At 43.3% G+C, this 19,296-nt stretch carries 18 protein-coding genes; 6 read left to right on the forward strand and 12 right to left on the reverse strand.

Annotated features, from left to right (window positions below):
• Positions 1-14 precede the first annotated feature (14 nt).
• Positions 15-1,361, reverse strand: a complete 1,347-nt coding sequence (locus MKZ16_RS28275; protein WP_076104194.1) for a maltose ABC transporter substrate-binding protein — start codon at positions 1,359-1,361, stop codon at positions 15-17.
• Positions 1,362-1,808: 447 nt separating this feature from the next.
• Here MKZ16_RS28275 and MKZ16_RS28280 point away from each other — a divergent pair, with 447 nt between their 5' ends.
• The 3 genes from MKZ16_RS28280 to MKZ16_RS28290 all read left to right on the forward strand — a co-directional run bounded on the left by MKZ16_RS28280 (position 1,809) and on the right by MKZ16_RS28290 (position 4,807).
• Positions 1,809-3,575: a glycoside hydrolase family 13 protein gene (locus MKZ16_RS28280; RefSeq protein ID WP_305953667.1), complete on the forward strand. Its 1,767-nt coding sequence runs from the start codon at positions 1,809-1,811 to the stop codon at positions 3,573-3,575.
• A 253-nt stretch (positions 3,576-3,828) separates the two neighbouring features.
• Positions 3,829-4,326, forward strand: coding sequence for a YtxH domain-containing protein (locus tag MKZ16_RS28285; RefSeq protein ID WP_038573324.1), 498 nt, complete (start codon positions 3,829-3,831; stop codon positions 4,324-4,326).
• Between the two features lie 148 nt (positions 4,327-4,474).
• On the forward strand, positions 4,475-4,807 hold the full coding sequence (locus tag MKZ16_RS28290; protein ID WP_036680215.1) for a DUF5665 domain-containing protein: 333 nt from the start codon (positions 4,475-4,477) through the stop codon (positions 4,805-4,807).
• 185 nt (positions 4,808-4,992) lie between these two features.
• Here the strand turns inward: MKZ16_RS28290 and MKZ16_RS28295 are convergent, their stop codons facing one another.
• The 9 genes from MKZ16_RS28295 to MKZ16_RS28335 all read right to left on the reverse strand — a co-directional run bounded on the left by MKZ16_RS28295 (position 4,993) and on the right by MKZ16_RS28335 (position 15,472).
• On the reverse strand, positions 4,993-5,763 hold the full coding sequence (locus MKZ16_RS28295; RefSeq protein ID WP_036680216.1) for a sigma-70 family RNA polymerase sigma factor: 771 nt from the start codon (positions 5,761-5,763) through the stop codon (positions 4,993-4,995).
• A complete protein-coding gene (gene rsbW, locus MKZ16_RS28300; protein WP_036680217.1) occupies positions 5,760-6,215 on the reverse strand; it encodes an anti-sigma B factor RsbW in 456 nt (151 codons plus the stop codon). Before rsbW ends, MKZ16_RS28295 begins: the two co-directional genes overlap by 4 nt.
• Before the next feature lie 18 nt (positions 6,216-6,233).
• Positions 6,234-6,572: an STAS domain-containing protein gene (locus MKZ16_RS28305; RefSeq protein ID WP_036680220.1), complete on the reverse strand. Its 339-nt coding sequence runs from the start codon at positions 6,570-6,572 to the stop codon at positions 6,234-6,236.
• A gap of 96 nt (positions 6,573-6,668) precedes the next feature.
• On the reverse strand, positions 6,669-8,339 hold the full coding sequence (locus MKZ16_RS28310) for a response regulator (protein WP_036680222.1): 1,671 nt from the start codon (positions 8,337-8,339) through the stop codon (positions 6,669-6,671).
• Between the two features lie 21 nt (positions 8,340-8,360).
• On the reverse strand, positions 8,361-9,227 hold the full coding sequence (locus MKZ16_RS28315) for a protein-glutamate O-methyltransferase CheR (protein WP_051491113.1): 867 nt from the start codon (positions 9,225-9,227) through the stop codon (positions 8,361-8,363).
• A gap of 79 nt (positions 9,228-9,306) precedes the next feature.
• Complete coding sequence (locus MKZ16_RS28320; RefSeq protein ID WP_036680346.1) at positions 9,307-12,975, reverse strand: response regulator; 3,669 nt, start codon at positions 12,973-12,975, stop codon at positions 9,307-9,309.
• A 2-nt stretch (positions 12,976-12,977) separates the two neighbouring features.
• Entirely contained in the window at positions 12,978-14,144 is a 1,167-nt protein-coding gene (locus tag MKZ16_RS28325) for a fused response regulator/phosphatase (protein ID WP_038573328.1), read from the reverse strand.
• A 237-nt stretch (positions 14,145-14,381) separates the two neighbouring features.
• Positions 14,382-14,906 carry a hypothetical protein gene (locus MKZ16_RS28330; RefSeq protein WP_051491114.1) on the reverse strand — a complete coding sequence of 175 codons (525 nt, stop codon included), beginning with the start codon at positions 14,904-14,906 and terminating at the stop codon, positions 14,382-14,384.
• Positions 14,907-14,965: 59 nt separating this feature from the next.
• On the reverse strand, positions 14,966-15,472 hold the full coding sequence (locus tag MKZ16_RS28335; protein WP_036680224.1) for a DUF948 domain-containing protein: 507 nt from the start codon (positions 15,470-15,472) through the stop codon (positions 14,966-14,968).
• Between the two features lie 189 nt (positions 15,473-15,661).
• On the opposite strand from MKZ16_RS28335, the gene MKZ16_RS28340 reads away from it, so the two are divergent.
• Both MKZ16_RS28340 and MKZ16_RS28345 read left to right on the forward strand, forming a co-directional pair.
• Positions 15,662-15,829 (forward strand): DUF1328 domain-containing protein, encoded by a 168-nt coding sequence (locus MKZ16_RS28340; protein ID WP_036680225.1) that lies wholly within the window; start codon positions 15,662-15,664, stop codon positions 15,827-15,829.
• 223 nt (positions 15,830-16,052) lie between these two features.
• A complete protein-coding gene (locus tag MKZ16_RS28345) occupies positions 16,053-16,430 on the forward strand; it encodes a hypothetical protein (RefSeq protein ID WP_036680226.1) in 378 nt (125 codons plus the stop codon).
• 221 nt (positions 16,431-16,651) lie between these two features.
• On the opposite strand, the gene MKZ16_RS28350 is transcribed toward MKZ16_RS28345, so the two are convergent.
• On the reverse strand, positions 16,652-17,743 hold the full coding sequence (locus tag MKZ16_RS28350) for an SH3 domain-containing C40 family peptidase (RefSeq protein WP_076104193.1): 1,092 nt from the start codon (positions 17,741-17,743) through the stop codon (positions 16,652-16,654).
• Between the two features lie 203 nt (positions 17,744-17,946).
• Positions 17,947-18,816, reverse strand: a complete 870-nt coding sequence (locus MKZ16_RS28355) for a cation diffusion facilitator family transporter (protein ID WP_076104192.1) — start codon at positions 18,814-18,816, stop codon at positions 17,947-17,949.
• Between the two features lie 133 nt (positions 18,817-18,949).
• Between MKZ16_RS28355 and MKZ16_RS28360 the strand changes: the two genes are divergently transcribed.
• Positions 18,950-19,135: a hypothetical protein gene (locus MKZ16_RS28360; RefSeq protein ID WP_036680230.1), complete on the forward strand. Its 186-nt coding sequence runs from the start codon at positions 18,950-18,952 to the stop codon at positions 19,133-19,135.
• Positions 19,136-19,296 lie beyond the last annotated feature (161 nt).

Consider the following 19,296-nt stretch of genomic DNA (forward strand, 5'->3'; position numbering starts at 1 on the left):
AAATCACCTGCCCTTTACTTCGACTCCAGATCGGCCTGAATCGTGGTTACAGTCTGATCCAGCGTCTGTTTAACATCAAGATTCGAGTCGTTCCACAGGGACACAAACGCTGCTTTTAGGGGTTCCCAGACGGATTTGATTTCTGAAACGGAAGGCATTGGAACGGAATTTTGGAATTGCTCGAAGAATCCGCCAATAATAGGGTCATCTTTGATTTCCGGCGCTTCTCCAGCCTCTATACTCGCAGGAATCGCTCCCGTCATCTCAAAGTTCTTAAGCTGGTTCTCCTTGTTGCTTGCAAAATGTGCGAACAAACGGCCTGCGACCGGATATTCCGTATATGAGTTAACATAATACGATTTGACACCGGAGAAAGAAAGACTGTCTTGACCGTCAGGTCCCTTTGGAAGAGGAGCCACACCCAGGTTAACATTTTCCTTAAACGCCGCTATGGACCATGGCCCATCGATATTCATCGCCAGCTTACCTTCTTGGAATAATTGGGTTTTCACGTCATAAGTGATATCTCCTGCATTCAAAGGCAGAATTTTTTTGAGGCTCTGCAGAAACGTAAATCCTTTGATAGTGCCCTCATTGTTCAATCCAATATCCTTGAAATTCGTATTGTTGTCTCCGTAAATATATCCGCCGAAGCTGCCAATAAACGGATAGCTGTAATATCCGACGAATTCCCACATGATTGCGAATTTGTTTTCCTTCGGATTGTTGTACGTATCTGCAAAAGCAATCACATCATCCCACGTTTTAGGAGCCTCAGGAATCAGATCCTTGTTGTAGAACAGCGCATAGGTTTCCACCGATTTAGGATAACCGTAAAGAATGCCATCATAAGACGATGCCTGAACGGCTGTTGCCACCATCGTTGATTTGGTTTCTTCCTCAAAAACATCATTTGGCAAAAGCAGCCCTGCTTTTACGGCTTGCCCGATCTGGTCATGGGGCAGAGTCAACACATCTGCAGCAAGTTTAGACGGACCATCCGTCGCCAGTCTTGCGCCTTGATCGCCACCCGCCATTTCCTCAACCGTGACGGGAACACCATATTCTTTTTCGAAATCAGCAGCTACCTGCTTCATGTATTCAAGCTGCTCCTTGGCTTCCCAGACCATAAGTTTGGCCCCTGCTTCTGGCTTCATTTCCTCATCAGTGGTTTTCTCTTCGGTATTTGTCTCATTTGTGGTTCCCCCCGGCTCGTTCACTGCGGAATTCGGACTCGAATTCGGCTTTGATGCGGAGTTCCCATTGCCAGAACCGCATGCGGTGACCGTCAAAGTTAACAGCAGGCATAGGACTAAACTAAATGTTACCGCTTGCATTTTGGAACGTTTACTCTTCTTCATTTGCTCATCTCCCCTTCGATCATGAGTGATTAAACCTAACCCGCATTGAAAAAAAGCATATAAAAAAAGGTACAACCTCATTTGCACAAAGTGCCGAGGTTGTACCTTTGCAGGTAACAGTGCCTTTAATTTGAATGCGTGTTATGAAAAATCAAGTTCGTTCGCCCTCATTCTATAATATCCATAATTTTGATTGCAATCAGGGTATAAGTCCAAACAAGACGGTTTAACAAAGTTTATCTTATCTTTTCTCTTATTTTCTCTTTATTCCTACCACATACTAAATATTCCATATTGTAAATTATTGTGAAATAACCTCTTGCTTTGCTCTTGAGGGTTATGGTAAGATGCAGACAAATTTAAAGGCAATGAAACCGCCAAGGGTTCAACCTCTGAAAATCATGAGGTTGGCCCTTTTTTGCGTTTACATGCCCGAAGGGATGGAAAATGAGTATGATTCAACCGGAAGCCGTTTATCACCGTATGGGACAAAATTGGTCATATGCCTACGATGAGTCTACACTTCATATTCGCCTAAGAACTAAGCGGGACAACGTATCACAGATCGACCTTTTCTGTGGAGATAAATTTGGCTGGGACAAAACGCATGAGGTCATTCCAATGCAGCGCCTCGCTTCTGACGGCTTGTTCGATTACTGGCAAGCCTCCGTCCGTCCTGTTTACCGCAGACTCGCGTATTACTTTGCGCTTTATAACAAAGACGAAGTTCTTTATTTTTTGGAAAAAGGATTTTATCCAGAGCCACCTGCTGTTGTATATGAGGGTCTGTTCGACTTTCCATTTTTGAATCGTGAAGATGTGCACTCCCCTCCATCTTGGGTGAAAGATGCAGTATTTTATCAAATATTCCCGGAGCGTTTCGCGAATGGTGATCCCACCAACGATCCGACAGATGTACTCGAATGGGGCGGCACACCGAGTCCTCGGAATTTCTTCGGAGGAGACTTGCAGGGTGTACTAGATCATTTGGATTATCTCTGTGAATTGGGCATCAATGCTATATATTTTAATCCTCTATTTGCGGCAACCACCAATCATAAATACGATACAGAAGATTATTACTTGGTCGATCCTCATTTTGGCACCAACACATTGCTGAAAGAGCTTGTGGACTCCTGTCATTCCAAAGGCATCCGTGTCATCCTGGACGGTGTCTTTAATCATTGCGGCCATACCTTCCCGCCGTTTGTTGATCTGCTCGCGAACGGGCAATCTTCGCGTTATGCCGATTGGTTCCATGTACGCGAGTGGCCGCCACAGGTCATCGACGGAATTCCCACCTATGACACATTTGCATTCGAGCCTATCATGCCTAAATTCAACACTGAGAATCCTGAAGTCATAGAATATCTACTGAATGCAGGCCGCTATTGGATCGAGGAAATCGGTATAGACGGCTGGCGGCTTGATGTCGCAAATGAAGTCTCCCATTCGTTCTGGCGGCAATTCCGCAGTACGATCAAAAGCGTTAATCCAGAGGCCTATCTCGTAGGAGAAATCATGCATGATTCCTTGCCGTGGCTGCTTGGCGATCAGTTTGACGCCGTTATGAATTACCCGCTAACGAATATTCAAATTAATTTTTTCGCCCACGGACAGATCAATGCTGCACAATTCTCTCAGTCGATTGCTACTATGCTAGCGAATTATCCGCAACAAATTACGGAAGCCGCCTTTAATCTGCTAGACAGCCATGATACAGTTCGTTTCCTGACACTTTGTGGCGGTGACATCAGGAAGTTAAAGCTGGCCGTTTTGTTCCAGATGACCTTTCAGGGAGCACCCTGTATTTATTATGGCGATGAAATCGGCATGGATGGCGGATACGACCCGGACAACCGAAAATGCATGGAGTGGGACTCCCAGAAACAGAATCAAGAATTGCTCGAATACTATCGCTGGACGATCAGCCTTCGTAAATCTCATCCCGCATTCCGGAGCAGTGGATTTAAAGCGCTGGAGATTCCGGGTTATCCAAAGCTGCTTGTATATGAGCGGTGGGACAAACAAAGCCGATTCATAATCGTATTGAATAATGAAGATGTTATGGCCGATGTCATCATTCCTGTAACCGGGGCAGACATGATATGGGTAAACCTAAAGACGCAGAAGCGGACTGAATCCTCCACATCCCAGCTGTATCTGAATCTGCCTGAATTCGGCTATGCGGTACTCCAAGCCGTTAATGATTAATCCGTAACATTCTAAATTCAATCGTAGAAGGATGGAGACATATGCTGCATATCACAGCCTGTCTTCGCCCTTCTTTTTGCGCATAAACAAATGTTGATAAAGCCTCAAAAACGCGGTTTATATGACCTAAAGCCATCTAGGTTACCGTATCCTCCCTTAACCTCCCGTAATCTCCCCCTTGCTCTTCAACTGTTTCAGCCCATACGCCAAAGTTTATATACGAAGTAAGATAAATTATAAGGAGTGATTGGTGATGAGTAACGTAGAACATGAAGTAGAGAACGGAAGCAGCTTATTAAAAGGTATCTTTATTGGTAGCTTAATTGGTGCCGCAGCAGCCCTGCTATTTGCACCAAAGCCTGGCCGTGAAATGCGCAGTGATCTGTCAGATAAACTTTCTCTAGCTACAGACAAGACCAAAGAAGTTGCTGGTGCCGTAACTGACAAAACCAAAGCTATTGCGACAACAGTTGGCGAAAAAGCAACCGATTTGGCTAGTACGGTATCAGATAAAGCCTCTGATATCTATACCACTGTCAGTGACAGCAAACAACAGATTGCCGCCACTCTTCAAGAGGCTGGAAGTAAAATTGGTGACACTGTAAGTGAAGCCTCAAGCAATGTAAGCTCGGATGTTAAAGACGCCTCTAAAGACGTAGCTGATGAAGCCAAAGCATCCTCTAAAGAGGTTGCCAATCAGGCTAAGGATGCGAAAGAGGATGTAAAATCCTCCTATAAATCCAATTACTAATCTGCGGCATCATACAGCTATCACTTTAACAAACAACAGCCAGCTGACCGCAGCTGGCTGTTGTTTAGTTATACCTTTATTCACATCAGCAGATACAACTAGACATTTAATTAATGCCCGTTCGGGCTATAGAAAGCAGGGATGGCGCATGGCAGATTCAAATAACCAAACAAAACCTTATGAAATTGATGAACATCCTTTCGAGTTGCGACATGAAGTGAAACGCTTAAACAGTCGTCTTGATAAGATCGCTCACTCACTGGAAAAATCAGAATTCAAGGACATTCTCGACAACTATTCAGATCCGAAAAAAAGAATCATCACAAACCTGATGGCCGGTATATCTCGGGGACTTGGACTATCTCTCGGAACATTTGTAGTCCTTGGTTTATTAGGCTACATTCTTAGTCTTTTTCTTAATGTTCCAGTAATCGGAGAGTATCTTGGCGAAATTAAAAAATACATTGATGCTAATAGCTAACCGCAAGACTATCGATCTATTCCCCAACGACCGCTTCCCCCGCTTGTCCGTCTAATCCTCTAGGTTGGACGGACAAGCGGGGGAATAAGTCTACAACAGTATACAAATAAAGGACATGCGGGTCTCCAGTCAGCGGAGAGAGGCATGTCCTTATCGTCGAAAATGTATACTACCCATACAGGAACTCAATAGGAAGAGTTGGCCATAATCTGCTTTAACTTCTCAGTGGCCCGCTTCTGTATGCGTGAAACGCTCATCTGTGATACCCCCAGCTTCTGGGCGATCGCCCGCTGGGATTGTCCATCTTGAAACGCTAACAGCAGCACCTGCTGCTCCTGTTCCTTCAATTGACCTAGTGCTTGTTGTAAATCCATACGTTTCTCTACGGTCTCGTAATCATTTGCGTCAGAGCTGATCAGCTCGCCTAGTGTAGCTCCTGTCTCCTCTTGAGAAAGGGGCGAGTCTAGGGAGACGTAATGATAACATTCTCTGCCCGCCAGTACTTCTACAGTTTCTTCAACAGACAAATCAAGATAATGAGCAATCTCATCCACCGCAGGCGAACGTTCCAGCTTCACTGTTAGTTCGTCAATCGCATGTTGAACAAGTGCTCCCTTTTCTTTAATCCGTCTAGGTACCTGTATGTACCAAGATTTATCACGTAGGAAATTCTTCATATGTCCAATCATGCTTTTCATCGCATAGGGCTCAAAAGGGATTCCAAGGCTAATATCATATTGCTGTAATAACCGGATGAGCGCCATTTGCCCGACCTGATATAAATCCTCATACAAGTCGGGGCGGTTGCGAGAAATTTTTCCAGCAGCCATTTTTACCATAGGCTCATATTTCTGTATCAGCACTGTTGCGCGTTCATTATCCTTAGTCTGCTGATATTCCCAAATTTGGGTGACTGCTTCATTCATGGACTCGGGGGGAGTCACCTTATCACTCATACCTTTTCCTCGCTAAAGTTAAGGTGCTTCTTCAAAGTTACTACCGTCCCTCTTCCGGCCTCACTTACGACGCTCACGTCATCCATCAACGCTTGCATTAAGTAGAACCCTAAACCGCCGACCTGAACGTCACTCAACTCTTTATCATGCAGTGTCATACGCTCACTGGACGAGTCTTCCAAACCGTCAAAGCTCTCCCCCTCGTCTTTGACTGTAATGGATAAGGCACTTTCACCCACCTCAAAGATTACATCAACCATTCCGTCTTGTTGTCCATAGGCGTACAATACTGAATTGTTACACGCCTCTGATACAGCTACCTTCATATCTTCAATATCTTCGTAGGTGAAGCCCATTTTTGAAGCAATACCATATAAATTTAACCTAACAATATCCACATACTCTGCGCTAGCCGGCAGCTGAAGAATTACTTTTTGCACATCATCACTCATTCTTTGTTCTATCCTTTCCTAGTGGGAATTCTCTTGGGAGGCAAAAAACTTGGTAATACCAGTCATGTCAAACAGCTTCTGAATTTGGGGAGGAACATCCTCAACCATAAACTTAACGTCCATACCTTGTCTTGATTTCAGGATCGAAAGTAGAATACCAATACCCGTGCTATCGATGTATTTTAATTCTTTAAGATTTATTACTAAATCATGCTTCGTATCACCTACAAGCGGCTCCATTACCAAACGGAAATCGGAAGCAACGGATAGATCAAGTTCACCATTCAGGAAAACCGTACATACATTTTCTTTTGTCTCTGTCTTAGCGTGAAACTTATTACTTTTATGCGTGTTCATAGACGATCTCTCCTGATAAATATTTTCTATATTAATAACCTCATAGTCCTACCTTTGAAACAAATAACATTAAAATATAAACTAGTAAATCTTGGGTTACGCCTGAAAAATAGATGTATCTGGTTCAACCATCCGATTATCGCTGCTAGAATACCGAGAGATAATCTGCTTAATACTGCTCATCTTAAGTGGCTTGCTGATATAGTCATCCATTCCTGAGGCTTTACAGCGATTCTGAATGCCATCCATGACATTCGCAGTCATTGCAATAATAATAGTCTTCTCAGCCGCCGGACCGCCTTCTCGACGGATTTGGGCGGTTGCCTCCAGGCCATCCATTACTGGCATTTGGAGATCCATAAAGATAAAATCATAGGGCTGCTTAAGCGCCATTTGCACAGCCTGTTTCCCGTCCTCAGCCATATCAGCTTCATAGCCGAGCTTATCTAGCATGCTAACCATCAGACGCTGATTGATAGGATGGTCATCTACAACAAGAATTCGGCTTCTGCTCTCCTGATTAAGAAGAAGATGAGGCGATTCCTCTTCTTGATAACCTCCTGTCAAATCTTCTCCAGGTACGGATGCTTGAATCGTAAAAATAAAGGTAGCTCCTTTTTGCTCCATGGATTCTACCCGTATTTCTCCGCCCATCATGCCTACAAGGGATTTACATATGGCTAAACCAAGCCCTGTCCCCCCGTATTTCCGTGTCATTGAAGAATCCAGCTGTGAGAACGGTTGGAATAATCGGTCGCATTTCTCTGGAGAAATACCAATCCCTGTATCCATGACCGTAAACTCGACTTCTACCTTGTGCCCAGATGTTTCTTTGATGGAAGCGACTAAATAGACACCGCCCTGATTTGTAAATTTAACTGCGTTAGCAATCAGATTAATTAATACTTGGCGTAGACGAGCCATATCTCCATATAAAAGTCTAGGCAACTTCTGATCGATAAAATAAGCGAGCTCCAGGTTCTTTTTTCCCGCTTCCACCGAAAAGAGGCTGAACACCTCTTGAATACATGTGCGAAGTTCGAACAGCTGCTCTTCGATTTCCATTTTACCGGATTCCATTTTGGTGAAATCAAGAATATCGTTTATAACCGTAATCAACGTGTCTGCACTTTTCCGAATGATCTCGGAATACTCCTTCTGCTCAGGAGCAAGGTCAGTCTCCATTAATAAATCAATCATACCCACTACGCCATTCATTGGTGTACGAATCTCATGACTCATCATAGCCAGAAATTCCGACTTCGCTTTGGAGGCGATCTCCGCCTCTTCCTTAGCCTTTACGAGCTCACTATTTATGATTTCCAGCTCTTTCGTCTTTTGCTGCAGCAGCATGGTCTGAGTCTGATGTTTTTTGCTCGTAATATACATCTCGACAAAACCTTGTATCTTAGACTTCAGAATTTGTGGAATGAAGGGTTTAACCATATAATCAATAGCCCCTGCAGAATAGCCCGCGAATAAATGCTCCGCTTCCTTACTATTCGCAGAGATAAAGATAATCGGAATTTCCTTTGTTTTTTCTCTGGCTTTAATCAACTTTGCGGTCTCGATCCCATCCATACCTGGCATCTGCACGTCCAGTACGATGACAGCAAAATCATACCTTAACAAACACCGCAGCGCTTCTTCGCCGGAGGTGGCTTTGACTAGCTCATAATGCTGGCTTTCAAGTACCGCCTCCAGCGCCAGCAGATTTTCAGGACGGTCATCTACTAGTAGTATATGAATTGGTTCTTGAAACCCCATAGGACCACCCTCCTTCATGCGTTATTTTATGTTACGGTATATTTTTTCTACTCTGTCCAAAGACTCATAACAATCGCTGTACTTCGTAAAGTGAATGGATTCTTTAGAGCCTAGAACAAGTATTCCAAAACGACTTAAACTTTCATGAAACAAGCCGTGAACATGATCACGCAGCTCATCATTGAAATAGATCATCACATTGCGGCAGAAAATAACATTAAACTCATTAAAAGAAGTATCTGTAGCTAAGTTATGCTCAGCAAATATAATGTTTTTGCGTAAATATGGCTGTAAAATAACCGAGTTATACTTCGCTGTATAGTATTCAGAGAATGCCCGGGTACCTCCCGCCTCCAAATAATTCTTAGTGTATTGCTTCATTCTGCTAATATCATAGACGCCTTCTTTAGCCTGCTGTAAAGAACGCTCATTCATATCTGTGGCATAAATCCGAGCCTTATCGTAAAGCCCTTCTTCATGAAGCAGGATGGCCATAGAGTATACTTCTTCACCAGTGGAGCATCCAGCATGCCAGATACGAATATAGGGATAAGTCCTCAACAACGGAACTACCTTCTGGCGAAACGTTAAAAATAACCCCGGGTCCCTAAACATTTCGGTGACCGGAATGGAGAGACTATAGACAAATCGTTCAAAACAGGCACGATCATGCAGCACCTTTTCTTGCAGCGCGGATATGCTGTGTACATTCTCCGCATGCACATGATGCCAGATACGCCGCTTCAAAGAAGGCAACGCATAATTCCGGAAATCATATCCATATAAACGGTGTACTCCATCAAGGAGCAGCTCGATCTCAATTTGCTCCAACTCGTCACTTCCTACCATAACGGGCTGCTCCTCATATCCGTGTTCTATCGCTTTCATTGTTATCCCGACTCCCTTATTAACACACCGTAATTCTAGTCATGTTAGTTCTTAAAAAGGTATTACCCCAAATTTGAGTTTACGAATACAACCAGACACGCATTAACGAAAGAAGTTGACCTGTTGCGATCGGTTTCTTCATATAATCAGAAGCTCCCGCTTCAATACATTTGGCACGATCCTCTTTCATTGCTTTGGCGGTAAGCGCAATAATAGGCAGTTTCTGATATTGCGGCATTTCACGGATTCGGCGCATAGCTTCATATCCGTCCATTTCCGGCATCATCATATCCATAAGCACGAGATCAAAATCTTCTTGCTCTACCAGCATTTCCAGCGCTTCACGTCCGTTCTCCGCAAACTTCACTTCCATGTGGTATTCTTCCAGTACACTAGAGAGTGCAAAAACATTACGAATATCATCATCGACGAGCAGTATTTTCTTCCCTTCGAATAACTCTTCCTTGTTATGCAGCTTCTGCAAAATTTTACGTTTATCTTCCGGAAGATTGGCTTCTACCCGGTGCAAGAACAACGTTGTCTCATCCAGTAGTCGTTCCGGAGAACGAACATCCTTGATAATTATGGATTCAGCATACTTGCGGAGCTGTGTCTCTTCTTTGCTATCTAAATCCTTACCTGTATAAATAATAATAGGAAGATCGTTTAATTCCTCATCATCACGAATCTGATCCAGCAGTTCAAAGCCGTTCATATCCCCAAGCATAAGATCCAGAACCATACAATCATATCTCTGCTTGCGCAGCTCCATCAGTGCCTCATTGCCGGTTGATACCGCGGTAATAGCTACATCATCATGACCAATCAATTCCATAATGGAACGACGTTGAATCTCATCATCTTCTACAATCAGAAGGTACTTCACAGTGCTGGACGTATAGTTCTCAATTTGTGAGAAAGCCCGCTCCAATGCTTCTCTTGAAGATGGTTTTCTTAGATATGCCATAGCTCCCATCATCAATCCTTGCTTCACTTCATCGTTCACTGAAATAACATGAACAGGAATGTGACGGGTCTGAGATGCACTTTTCAGCTCTCTAAGAATGGTCCAGCCGTCCATTACAGGCAGCTGTATATCGAGAATAATCGCATCTGGCAAATAAGTTTTTGCCATCTGCAGTCCAATATCGCCTTGAAGCGCTACTAAGCCTTTAAATCTGCGACCACGAGCCATGTCTAGCAAGATTTTCGCAAAGCTTTCATCATCTTCAATAATAAGCAGGACTTTGTCATTCGCCGTCAAATTGTCACGGTCATCCTCAATTGTCAGTTGTGGAAGGGGTACGTTAACGGCTGCTGGCACTAAGGTTGGAAGCATGTCTCCAATATATTCATCATATGTTGAATCCTCTTTGGACACAGCAGCTTCTATTTCTGCAGGTTGTTTACTGTAATTTGCCTTCACCGGCAAATACAAAGTGAAGGTACTGCCTTGCCCCTCACGGGATTCGAGCACAATAGCTCCACCCATTATACGAACCAATTCACGGCTGATCGACAATCCCAGGCCCGTGCCTCCATATTTACGGCTGGTTGTTCCGTCTACTTGCTGGAAGGCTTCGAATACAATATCTGTTTTGTCAGCCGGAATACCAATGCCACTGTCCTTCACAGCAATAGCAATATATTCATTATCACTCGGCAGATTTAGTGGCAAGAGATTTGTATCTGCCGGGCTAACTGAAAACTCGATAAAACCTTCGGTTGTAAATTTAAAGGCATTGGAAAGCAGATTTCTTAAGACCTGCTTCAACCGATGACTATCGGCAATTACGCTATCTGGCAGCGGCTCGTTAAAGGCTATCCGTAAGGAGAGTCCTTTTTTGAGCGCCTGTGGAGCAAAATTCTGCTTCACAAAGCTTTTCAGCTCAGTCAGTTTAATTTCTTCATGATTCAGTTCCATTTTTCCTGCATCAACCTTGGACAGGTCTAAAATTTCATCAATCATCTTAAGCAGGTCAGCACCTGACATATAAATCGTATGGGCAAATTCAACCTGCTTCTCCGTTAAATTACCATCCTTGTTCTCGGTAAGCAGCTGGGACAAGATCAGCAGACTGTTGAGCGGCGTCCGCAATTCATGGGACATGTTCGCCATAAATTCTGATTTATACTTACTAGTCACGGATAATTGCATAGCCTGTTTCTCTAGCTGAACCTTAGCATGCTCAATTTCATCTTTTTTCTCCTCAACCTCCTGCACTTGCTCCTCTAGTGCACGAGTCTTGGCGACGAGTTCCGTATTGTAATGTTCCAGTTCCTCCTGCTGACGTTGCAGCAGTTCTTCTGAACGCTTAAGTGCGTCCGTCTGCTCTTCCAAGTTCTCATTGGAACGACGCAGTTCTTCTTGCTGAGTCTGCAGCTCTTCTGACTGACATTGCAGTTCTTCCGTAAGTGCCTGTGACTCACGCAGTAATTTCTCTACAATCAGACGACGACTAATATTATTGAAAATAATGCTTAAATTATTCGCAAGTTGTTGCAGCAAATCATTTTTCAGACTGCTAAATGGCTGGAATGAAGCGAATTCTACTACACCGAGCAGCTCGTCTTCAAAAATAAGCGGATGAATGGAAATATATCCTGGCTGTGAATCCACAAAGCCGGATTTCACGGAGATATAATCTTCAGGAGCCCGCTCCAATCTGATTGGGTGCATATCAAGCGCACTTTGTCCTACGAGTCCTTCTCCAATCACAAAACCTTCCTTTGGTTTCTTATCGCTATCTACTGCATAATAACCACTGCTTCGCAGAAAATCGGGACGGTTAGCATCCTTTAAATATACTGCCCCAAACTGGGCTCCCAGCACAGGGGTGAACTCGTTGATAAAGGTCTGTGAGACCTGATCCAATGAGCTAACTCCCCGGAGAAGTTCTGTCACCTGAGCAACATTTGCATTCAGCCAGGATTGATCATTCTGCGCCTGTGCATAGGCCTGTTCCATTTGCTGTTTCTCTTCAAGATCTAAAGCCATTTTCTTAAAGACAAGGGCAACCTCACCAATCTCATCTTTAGAAGTAACCTTGATGCGCCTTATAGCCCGAATTCTGCCGTTGCCGAAGCTGGTAATCATCATCGAAACGACGTTAAGCCCCCGCGTAATGCTTGGAATGATCCATAGAACAACTCCAAGTCCAAGTAGTAGACCCACAATCATCATCAAGATGACCATCTGAGTAGAGCTTTGATAGGCATCTTTAGCTTTTGCGCTCTCTTCATTCATAATAAAGGCATTATAATCAGAGAGACTGTTCAGAGCGTTTAATACCGCATTCTGAATCGCTTGTCCCTCTGTGTTAGAATACGTGCTGGCATTCTGGAAATAACCAGCTGATAGCAGCTTCAATATTTTTTCCTGATAATTTAGATAGATCGTATAAGAATCATCAATTTGAGTAACGATCTGCATCTCTTCAGCGCTAGTCATTGATTCTTTTATTTTGTCGTAGTGCTCATTCGCCTTAGCTATTTTTTTATCAATCTCTTTTTTTTGTGATTCTACCGTTGATGTATCAGCGCTTAACATGGTCGTCGTTAATATTCGCGCCATATCATTCACTTCTCCACGCATACCTGAAGAAGAACGCCCCTTCATATATCTATCCTGGTAACCCTCAAGCTGACCATTCATATAATCCAAACGATCGTATCCAATCATAGTAAGTGCCAGCATAATCGCCAGCATCGCACTAAAACCAATTAAGAGTTTAGCCTTTATTTTCATCCTCATTCTGTTCCCTTCTTCAGTGAGATCCACACTATACATTTGTCATCGTCACGCTCTTTAGGAACATCAGCATTGAAAAAAGCAGCCCGTATAGTTTCTTCCTTCCATTCATGCTCAACATTTAAATGCTTAATCATGAACTTCAGCTGCTCTTCCTGTTCACCCTCAACCAGCTCCAGCAGACCATCTGTATAGAGAACCAAATGCCCTTCATCTTCGTAGGTCAAGCTCTGAGGCTGAATATCAATCCGTTCAAACAGGCCTACAGGGTGACAATTACTTTCCAGCAAGACCGGAGTCTTAGCTGTGCCCTCAAAAAACAGCGCAGGTGGATGCCCAGCGTTAACATAGTCAATACGCTTTATACGAGTGTCAATCACAAGATAAATCGTCGTAAAATAGTATTGAATCAGCTTTTTCTCAATATAAAGTTGGTTAAACCTTCGATTGAGTTCCTGAATTACCTTTTCCGGCTCTACATAGGTAGTTACCGTATCCTTTAATACTGACGCAAGGAACATGCAAAAAAGAGATGATGATATACCGTGTCCCATAATGTCTAGGAGGATTACGCCATATCGGCCATCCCCAAGGGGATACCACGCATATAAATCACCTGCCAATTCAGAGGAAGGCTGATAGATAGCATGCACCTCGAAATTCTCTTCCTGCAGCGGCAGGCTGAGTACAGCATTCTGCACAAGCGCAGCCAGTCTCAACTCCTCCTGGATTCGCTGATCCCGTTCTTTATGCCAATCTTTCTCACGTTTCAACCGCAGAGCAAGCCGAATCCGGGCCATTAGCTCCACTTTATTAATAGGTTTCGTAACATAATCTACTGCACCTGCATCCAGCGCTTCGGCCAATTTCTTAGAATCGCCTACAGCTGTAACCATTATTATTGGAATATCCTTAAGATGTTCGTATTGCTGCACAACACGACATGCTTCGATCCCATCCATTTCTGGCATCATCATATCCAGTAAAATCAGATCAATATCTGACATCCGGGGACGTCCATCTTCACTCCCAGAACCGATTCCAAGCCTTTCCAACATCTCTTTAGCAGAAGATGCGGTTACGAAATTTCGGTAATCTTCTTTTTTCAGGATTTCACGGATAATGATAACATTAGTCGGATTGTCATCCACGATTAAGATTCTCATCATCTTCACCTCACACGAATAGTATTACGACCGTAAAATTCTGCAAACCTACTAACTATATCATACGCTATTTTACAGTGTTATTTCTATTTTCATAATATGTAAATATAGTCATAGGATCAATTTACGTATTCAGCAAAGTAACCTCCAGCCCCACTATACCTAGTGGTTCTGGAGGTTACTCTATTCTAAAGACAGCCTATGTTTATTAACCAATTTGCTCAAATATGAAACACATTAGGAAGAAATACTATCAAATAAATCAATTCCTTCAAATTCACCCGCCAAATTTCGATATATTTTGAGTGCATTATTCCCTCTCATATATACATCCCCATCTTCAGCTATAAAATACGGTTTGCCCAAAGTATCTTGCAAATTATCTCTTACAGGATCGATTTCTACACCATCTACATGTAAACCAAACTGCCGTGCTTGCGGAGGTGAAACATGTACATAAAGTACCATCCCCTCGCCCACACCCACTGTCACATCTGCGTAGTGGTACTCCACCGTCTCTTGTAATGGATCATTTGTCACCGCAAGCGGATTGCCTTTGGCCAGAAACATTTCTTCCTTTGTGGCATATAAAGCAACACCTTGCAGAGAATCAAAGTCATTGATATATGGGCTGGATTCTGAAGCATGTTCAAATGCGAGAACCGACTTAGGTTGTTCAATAAAAGTAGCGATAGGCGCCAACTGTGGAGACGCATCAAAGTATGGGAAAAGAAGACCAAATAAAAGGATCATCATGTTCATGTTGTGTCCCACCTTTCTTATCTGCAGCCACCGATTACAGAAGCTTTACTATCTTATGCTTAATGACGAAATTTCTTCCAAAGAGTTGCAGCTACGTCTACACCTTTTAGCACTGTAGCTATTTTTCCCGGTGACTTCTCAGCATAAATGGCATCATAGGAGTTAACAGTACGTTCTTCAGCAGGAGTTAACGGAGCTTCTTTTATAGAGACTTCCTTACTCTTCTCCTTCAGCTCACGCGATTTACGATATTTCTCAATCACTGTGACTGACACTTGTTTGACCGTTAAGGTCAGCTCATTCATGACATCACCCAGATTCTTGACAGAATCGATGACTGGGTCAATCTTTTGAATCTTATGCTGTACATCGGCAGTGATTTCATTTGCGTGTCTGACCGTCGTTTTCACTTCATAAGTAAGCTCATCCATCGTCTTCTGTACTTCCACCAAGGTTTGGCTGACTTTGTCGAGTGAATCCTTTGCCGACTTTAAGGTTTTAATTAAAAAGAAAACAAGTACTGCGAATGCAATTGCGACGAGAGCTACACTAAGTTCAATGATCATATTCATAACCCCTTCCATATCTCATAAATATCGGCTAATCAGCCTTGTATACTGCATAGTTACCCCTGGTCCCATAAGCCGAAACATCTTGTCGAGTCTTGTCAAGAGTCCCTCTTCCCTTTTGTTTCAAAATCAAAGTCCCCGTTTATACAATGACTACATTAATCAAAAAAGGATAGGTGATATGTAATGTTAAAATGGTCCGCAATACTACTTGTAGTCGCAGTAATCGCCGGAATCTTTGGTTTCTTCAACCTTGTAGCCGCCGCCGCTGGTCTTGCTAAGATCCTGTTCTTCGTCTTCCTGGTTCTGTTTGTAATTTCTCTCTTCACGGGACGCAGAGGTAGATCTATGTAGTAGCCCCTCATTTTAATGGTGTGACTGTCGTATCCCTCCCATATCTATCCATATATCTTATTCATCATGCAGAAAGTATAGGTCATTCCTGCACGGATGTCACTTGAGAAAATAAGAAATGTTGAATGGGTGGTTCATCACGCATCATTTACGTTTACTAGCATATTAGCAAACAGCGCTTTTGGAAAAAAATACATCCAATCCCCACTAGGAGGAACCAAACATGAAAAAAATCGCCAGCCTTACAGTAGCCTTAGGTCTTATGGCTTCCATTGCTGCTACAGCTTCAGCAGCTGAAGTAACTAACACTACTACGGATCCTGCAACCGTAACTGGAAGCACTTACAGCAATTCTTTTGAAACAATTATCACTCCAGCGGATATGATTCCAGCAACACCACAAATAGTGCTGACCGAGAAAACACCTTTCTACTTTTCCGTCGGAGGTATAATTCCAGCAGGCTGGCTTGGCGTTCAGACTCTTGATACAACAGGTGAAGTTATTTCGGACACTTGGGGTAATGAATGGAGAGAAATCTACACTTGGCTAGGAAAAGCATGGGTTAAGGTTCCTGTAACAGCCAATGTGATCTTACCTTAATTATCAATATGCGAAAAAAGGGTGTCCCAAGAGCCAGAAAAATGGCCGATGGTACTGCCCTTTTTTTATGTGGAGAGTACATATTCTGAACAGATAAAACAGGAAGAGCTACCCCTTCAGTAGAGAATTCTACTAAAAGGATAGCCCTCTTGCGCGTACGCCCGCCATCGTTCACCCGTCACAAACATGCGATGCTGTCGCTTCCTGCATTTTTCATATATTTAGCGAATGACCGAACCTCCGTAGAGAAAACGATTCATCCAAGAAGCGCTTAGTTTATCTACTCTTACCCCGCCTGAAGCTACGGAATAAGTTTGTAGAACTTGTCCATCTCCTAGATACATAGCAACATGCGATATTCTAGCTGTAGATTTGTCGATTCCCTCATAAGCAGAAGCAGAATTCCCCTTATAATCCATAAAGAACATTAAGTCGCCGCGCTTCAAATTGGAAATAGACGTAACCATCGTACTATTCGACTTCACCCAATCTCCTTGTTGACGGGAATCCGCCGGCAGTTTGAGATTCGCAGCATCCATAAAAATTTGCCGGATGAAGTCCGAGCAGTCAAAGGTTCTTGTATCATTTCTGCTGGAGCCATACTCATAAGGCGTTCCTAGATATCCCATGCCTGCAGCAATTACCCGTTCGATTTGGGCTGAAGCCCCCGGTGTTGTTATAGGCGGATTGGGTGTAGGTGTAGGTGTAGGTGTAGGTGTAGGCGTTGGTGTAGGCGTTACCGTTCCAGATCCCCCACCGTTTCCTGAAAGTGTACTATATTGATCACTTGAACTTATATATCCGATGCTACCATCCGCCGCTTTAACTTGATACCAGTAACTGTTAGGCTGTGCCAGAACTTCTACTTTTTCTCCCTTATTCAAAAGCTTCATTACTTTTCCGCTTGTTGAAGGTGAAACCCGAAGATTCACACCATACTTAATGGTGCCAGTTTGTGCCGATGGTGTCGTTACTGAAGCAGAGGATACGCTGATATACTTATCTCCTGCACTTGTATAACCCACTGAACCATCAGCCGTTTTTACTTGATACCAATAGCTGTTAGGCTGCGAAAGGATCTGCACTTGATCTCCCTTTTGCAAGTACTTCACTATTTCTCCGTCAGTAGAAGGGGTGCTGCGAAGGCGAACACTAGCCTCGATCACACCTGTTTGAACGGCTGAAGCTGCTGTAACTGAATTAGATGAACTTGAGGCTGCCGCTGCTTGTCCAGGAGCAGATACTCCTAAACCTGCAACAATTGCAGCAGATACTAACAAAGATGCTGTAATTTGCTTATGTGATTTGATCATACGTTCCCCCAAATTCCATGATGAGATTTCAATAAAGGATTGTACTACATTATTCCTTTATGCCCTCATTATAGGCTTGCCCGGGATTTGGAACATGCTCCAAATTTCACATATAATCATGCCACTTTATGGTAACATACAGGTCTAAAGTCTTGATTTCTCCTTGAATATGTGTGTTTTTTCCTTAATATAGCATTTTTAATTTATTTTTTAGGTTCCACGTGCACCTGCACATTCATAATATTATGCATTTTGCTCATTCTTTCTTCGATGGAATCACTTATTTCATGACCTTCCGTCACAGAAATATTCGCATCCACCTCCACTACAACATCCACATGCACATGATTACCATGAACCCGTGCCTTCACATCTTTAATCTCTTCTACTCCCGGCGTTCGAGCAATCGTACTGCGTAGATCCATCAATTTATCTTCATCAAAGCCATCGGTAAGCCGATAGGTCGAATCACGAAAAATATCCCAAGCAGTCTTGGAGATAATGAGTCCGACAAGAACAGCCGCTGCGGAATCAATCCATGGCAATCCAAACTGTGCGCCTACAATCCCAACTGCGGCTCCAACACTGACCATAGCATCAGAAAAATTATCCTTAGCCGCTGCCATAAGTGCCCCACTGTTAATTTGCTTGGCCAGTCTTTTGTTATATATATATACCCCCATCATAGCCACTGCACATACAATAGCCACCCCTGCCGACAAGAGCTGTGGCGTTTCTTTTGTACGATCGAAAAAGGACCGCACCGCCTCTACAATCACTTGAATGCCCACTACCGCCATGATAAAAGAAGCCAACAACGCCGCTACGGTCTCTGCGCGGAAATGCCCATAAGCGTGGTCAGAGTCAGGTGGCTTCCGCGAAATCCGTAAACCCACCAGCACAGCTATGGATGCCACGATATCTGTTAAATTGTTGACCCCGTCCGCTACGAGTGCGCTAGATGCAAATAAATAACCGCAAACCAGCTTGAATGATGATAGGATGAGGTAAGCCGCTATGCTAACCCAAGCTCCTCGTTCCCCTTTACGTATATCTTCGTAAATATCAGTCATCTTGGCTCCCCCTCTTTTTCCCCGATTATTTAAAATACGGAAAAGAATTCTTTCAATTATTCTTGCCCTTGTGGCAGCATTTAAAAACAATTAGAATAAAGTGTAAGGACTTGCTTCGAAGGAGGTTATCATAATGAGCGAAAGCAACGATAAAGGAAAAATCAACTTAGCGGAAGCTATCCGTAAAAAACTGGAGCAGAAGAAACAACAATCTTCCTCCAAACCTGGATCCACATTTCAGGCTGGTTCCGCCAAACCGCTAAAAAGCCAAAATAACAAAAAGCCTAACAACCAACGCCGTCGTACTGGCGGATCTTAGTATTTACTTATATTTAAACATAAACGGCTGCGAATCCCTCGGGGAAACGCAGCCGTTTATACGTTCGTCCTGCCTGATAGGATGGATTAGAACTCTTCAAATTCATAACTGATTCTCTTTATTGTACGATTAGCCAGCTGAAAACATGCGCTTTGGAAAAC

Origin of the sequence: Paenibacillus sp. FSL R5-0928 (assembly GCF_037970385.1) — a bacterium.
In the GTDB taxonomy this organism is placed as follows: Bacteria; Bacillota; Bacilli; order Paenibacillales; family Paenibacillaceae; genus Paenibacillus_AQ; species Paenibacillus_AQ odorifer.

Coding starts and splice junctions, on each gene's coding strand:
- MKZ16_RS28325 (WP_038573328.1), bottom strand. CDS start 14,144: ATGAGAATCTTAATCGTGGATGACAATCCGACTAATGTTATCATTATC.
- MKZ16_RS28290 (WP_036680215.1), top strand. CDS start 4,475: ATGGCAGATTCAAATAACCAAACAAAACCTTATGAAATTGATGAACAT.
- MKZ16_RS28340 (WP_036680225.1), top strand. CDS start 15,662: ATGTTAAAATGGTCCGCAATACTACTTGTAGTCGCAGTAATCGCCGGA.
- MKZ16_RS28350 (WP_076104193.1), bottom strand. CDS start 17,743: ATGATCAAATCACATAAGCAAATTACAGCATCTTTGTTAGTATCTGCT.
- MKZ16_RS28320 (WP_036680346.1), bottom strand. CDS start 12,975: ATGAAAATAAAGGCTAAACTCTTAATTGGTTTTAGTGCGATGCTGGCG.
- MKZ16_RS28355 (WP_076104192.1), bottom strand. CDS start 18,816: ATGACTGATATTTACGAAGATATACGTAAAGGGGAACGAGGAGCTTGG.
- MKZ16_RS28360 (WP_036680230.1), top strand. CDS start 18,950: ATGAGCGAAAGCAACGATAAAGGAAAAATCAACTTAGCGGAAGCTATC.
- MKZ16_RS28310 (WP_036680222.1), bottom strand. CDS start 8,339: ATGGGGTTTCAAGAACCAATTCATATACTACTAGTAGATGACCGTCCT.
- MKZ16_RS28305 (WP_036680220.1), bottom strand. CDS start 6,572: ATGAACACGCATAAAAGTAATAAGTTTCACGCTAAGACAGAGACAAAA.
- MKZ16_RS28330 (WP_051491114.1), bottom strand. CDS start 14,906: ATGAACATGATGATCCTTTTATTTGGTCTTCTTTTCCCATACTTTGAT.
- MKZ16_RS28295 (WP_036680216.1), bottom strand. CDS start 5,763: ATGAGTGATAAGGTGACTCCCCCCGAGTCCATGAATGAAGCAGTCACC.
- rsbW (WP_036680217.1), bottom strand. CDS start 6,215: ATGAGTGATGATGTGCAAAAAGTAATTCTTCAGCTGCCGGCTAGCGCA.
- MKZ16_RS28345 (WP_036680226.1), top strand. CDS start 16,053: ATGAAAAAAATCGCCAGCCTTACAGTAGCCTTAGGTCTTATGGCTTCC.
- MKZ16_RS28335 (WP_036680224.1), bottom strand. CDS start 15,472: ATGATCATTGAACTTAGTGTAGCTCTCGTCGCAATTGCATTCGCAGTA.
- MKZ16_RS28315 (WP_051491113.1), bottom strand. CDS start 9,227: ATGAAAGCGATAGAACACGGATATGAGGAGCAGCCCGTTATGGTAGGA.
- MKZ16_RS28275 (WP_076104194.1), bottom strand. CDS start 1,361: ATGAAGAAGAGTAAACGTTCCAAAATGCAAGCGGTAACATTTAGTTTA.
- MKZ16_RS28280 (WP_305953667.1), top strand. CDS start 1,809: ATGAGTATGATTCAACCGGAAGCCGTTTATCACCGTATGGGACAAAAT.
- MKZ16_RS28285 (WP_038573324.1), top strand. CDS start 3,829: ATGAGTAACGTAGAACATGAAGTAGAGAACGGAAGCAGCTTATTAAAA.